The organism is Rhodococcus sp. (in: high G+C Gram-positive bacteria) (assembly GCF_049286785.1).
Classification (GTDB): domain Bacteria; phylum Actinomycetota; class Actinomycetes; order Mycobacteriales; family Mycobacteriaceae; genus Rhodococcus_F.
The window spans coordinates 1-2,463 of the sequence record NZ_JBAQEO010000206.1 but is presented as its reverse complement, the minus strand read 5'-3'; the positions used below and the strand labels follow the sequence as shown (position 1 = coordinate 2,463).

Sequence of the window (2,463 nt, the reverse complement as noted above, 5' to 3'; positions counted from 1 at the left end):
CTGCCGCAAGGAAGCCGGCCTGGTGGGATCGGGTCAGCTCGAGCAGACGCTGTTCGTCGTCAACACCCCGCAGTGTCTCATGGCTGAAGGCCTCGCCGACCTGGCGCTCGAGTCGATCATCGGCGCCGACTGGGGTATCTGGGCGCAGGAGATCTACGCCGACCTGGGACTACGTTTCGACGGTGAGCAGGCACAGCGGCTGTCCGCCGCATCCGGACAACTGCTCGGTGTGCGGCAGGACGCGGCGATGATGTTGCACGACGAAGGCCGCAGTGCGGACGACGTCGCGGCCTTCCTCCAGCGGTGGAGCCTGTCGACACCCGAACGTGCCCGGCAGTCGCTGCGTTTCCTGTCCTCGCCGCTGTGGCGGGCCTACACCAGCACTTACGTCGAGGGCTACCGTCTGCTCGGGAGTTGGCTGGCGGAGGTCCCCGTGGGCCAGGACCGGTCCGAACGGTTCCGCCGGTTGCTCGACGAGCCTCTCGTCCCCAGCGCCCTCCGCCCGTGAGTACTTCTTAACAACGGGCGGTTAGGAAGTACTCACAGGTTCTTCGTAGACTGAAGGCATTCGTTTCCGCATCCAGCTTGGAGATTCCTCGATGACCGCTGTGCCCGGTACCGACATCAACACGGCCCCCCTGGCCGAACTCGACCCCGAGGTCGCCCAGGCCATGGCGGGGGAACTGGCGCGTCAGCGTGACACCCTCGAGATGATCGCGTCGGAGAACTTCGTCCCCCGCGCGGTGCTCCAGGCCCAGGGCAGCGTTCTCACCAACAAGTACGCAGAGGGATACCCCGGTCGCCGCTACTACGGTGGCTGCGAGCACGTCGACGTGATCGAGGATCTCGCCCGCACCCGGGCGAAGGAACTGTTCGGCGCCGACTTCGCGAACGTCCAGCCGCACTCCGGTGCGCAGGCCAACGCGGCCGTCCTGATGGCGCTCATGAACCCCGGTGAGAAGCTTCTCGGGCTCGATCTCGCGCACGGCGGTCACCTCACCCACGGCATGAAGCTGAACTTCTCCGGCAAGCTTTACGAGGTCGAGTCGTACGGGGTCAGCAAGGAAGACCACCGCGTCGACATGGACGAGGTCCGCAAGATCGCCGTCGCCGGGCAGCCCAAGGTCATCGTCGCCGGCTGGTCCGCCTACCCGCGGCACGAGGACTTCGCCGCGTTCCGGTCCATCGCCGACGAGGTGGGCGCCTACCTGTGGGTCGACATGGCGCACTTCGCCGGACTCGTCGCGGCAGGACTGCACCCCTCGCCCGTGCCCTACGCCGACGTCGTGTCGAGCACCGTCCACAAGACGCTTGGTGGACCGCGTTCCGGCCTGATCCTCGCCAAGCAGGAGTGGGCCAAGAAAATCAACTCCGCAGTGTTCCCCGGTCAGCAGGGCGGGCCGCTGATGCATGCCATCGCCGCCAAGGCCGTGTCCTTCAAGATCGCGGGCACCGAGGAGTTCAAGAACCGCCAGGAGCGCACGCTGTCCGGTGCGAAGATCCTCGCCGAGCGGCTCACCGGCAAGGACGTCACCGACAAGGGCATCAGCGTCCTCACCGGCGGCACCGACGTTCACCTGGTGCTCGTGGACCTGCGGAACTCGCAAATCGATGGGCAGCAGGGCGAAGACCTCCTCCACGAGGTCGGTATCACCGTCAACCGCAACGCGGTCCCGTTCGATCCCCGTCCGCCGATGGTGACCTCCGGTCTGCGGATCGGCACCGCGGCGCTCGCTTCGCGCGGATTCGGTGACGAACAGTTCACCGAGGTCGCCGACATCATCGGTACGGCACTCGCCGGCTCCTCCGACGTCGAGTCGCTGAAGGCACGCGTGTCCGCGCTGGCCGCCGACTTCCCGCTGTACGAGGGTCTCGAGGACTGGCGCCTGATCTAGTCGGCCGAAGCGTCCGGGCGGGCGGTCACGGAACGAGTTTGCGGGCTTTCGAGATCGCGGTCTCGAGATGCGTGTCCGCGGTGCGCAGGTCGAGGTGTGCGTCGCTGAGACACTCGATCACCTCGCGACCGATCGCTTCGAGTCGAGTCACGTCGTCGGCCTCGGCCGCGTCGGTGAGCGACTCGGGGTCGACCGCCTCGAACTCGTCGGACAGTGTATGAATCCGCTGGTCCAGTGCCTCCAGTTCAGCCCGCAGGTCGACTACGCGTTGGACGAGTTCGAGGGCGCTCGTTCCTGCCCGCTGCTCGCGGATGTCCGGTGACTCGCTGACCGGATCTGTCATGGTTCCCTGCCTTTCTTTCCGGGTCGGTGAACCGTTACCGCAACGGAGTGCCCGCGGGTTCGACGTGGATGAAGGTCTGGGTGTGCGGCAGCACCGAATCGATGTCGACCTCGATGCGGTTCGCCAGGTTGTGGGCGGACTGCACACTCCATTCTCCGGGAACGGTGGCGACGACGAACACCAAGCGTTGGCGACCGGATTCGACGGTGCGCAGCGGTGCGAACT

At 66.3% G+C, this 2,463-nt stretch carries 3 protein-coding genes and 1 pseudogene; 2 read left to right on the top strand and 2 right to left on the bottom strand.

All coding sequences use genetic code 11. The features are described from left to right. Both WAW17_RS08635 and glyA read left to right on the top strand, forming a co-directional pair. A pseudogene (locus WAW17_RS08635) lies at window positions 1–508 on the top strand (DUF885 domain-containing protein); the annotation flags it as partial. A 91-nt stretch (window positions 509–599) separates the two neighbouring features. Further along, on the top strand, window positions 600–1,895 hold the full coding sequence (glyA, locus tag WAW17_RS08630) for a serine hydroxymethyltransferase (RefSeq protein ID WP_422332568.1): 1,296 nt from the start codon (window positions 600–602) through the stop codon (window positions 1,893–1,895). Between the two features lie 25 nt (window positions 1,896–1,920). Here glyA and WAW17_RS08625 read toward each other — a convergent pair whose 3' ends face one another. Both WAW17_RS08625 and WAW17_RS08620 read right to left on the bottom strand, forming a co-directional pair. Beyond that, a complete protein-coding gene (locus WAW17_RS08625) occupies window positions 1,921–2,238 on the bottom strand; it encodes a hypothetical protein (RefSeq protein ID WP_422332567.1) in 318 nt (105 codons plus the stop codon). 34 nt (window positions 2,239–2,272) lie between these two features. Beyond that, window positions 2,273–2,463 (bottom strand): cation transporter dimerization domain-containing protein (locus WAW17_RS08620; RefSeq protein ID WP_422332566.1); only part of this gene is annotated, 191 nt, incomplete at its 5' end.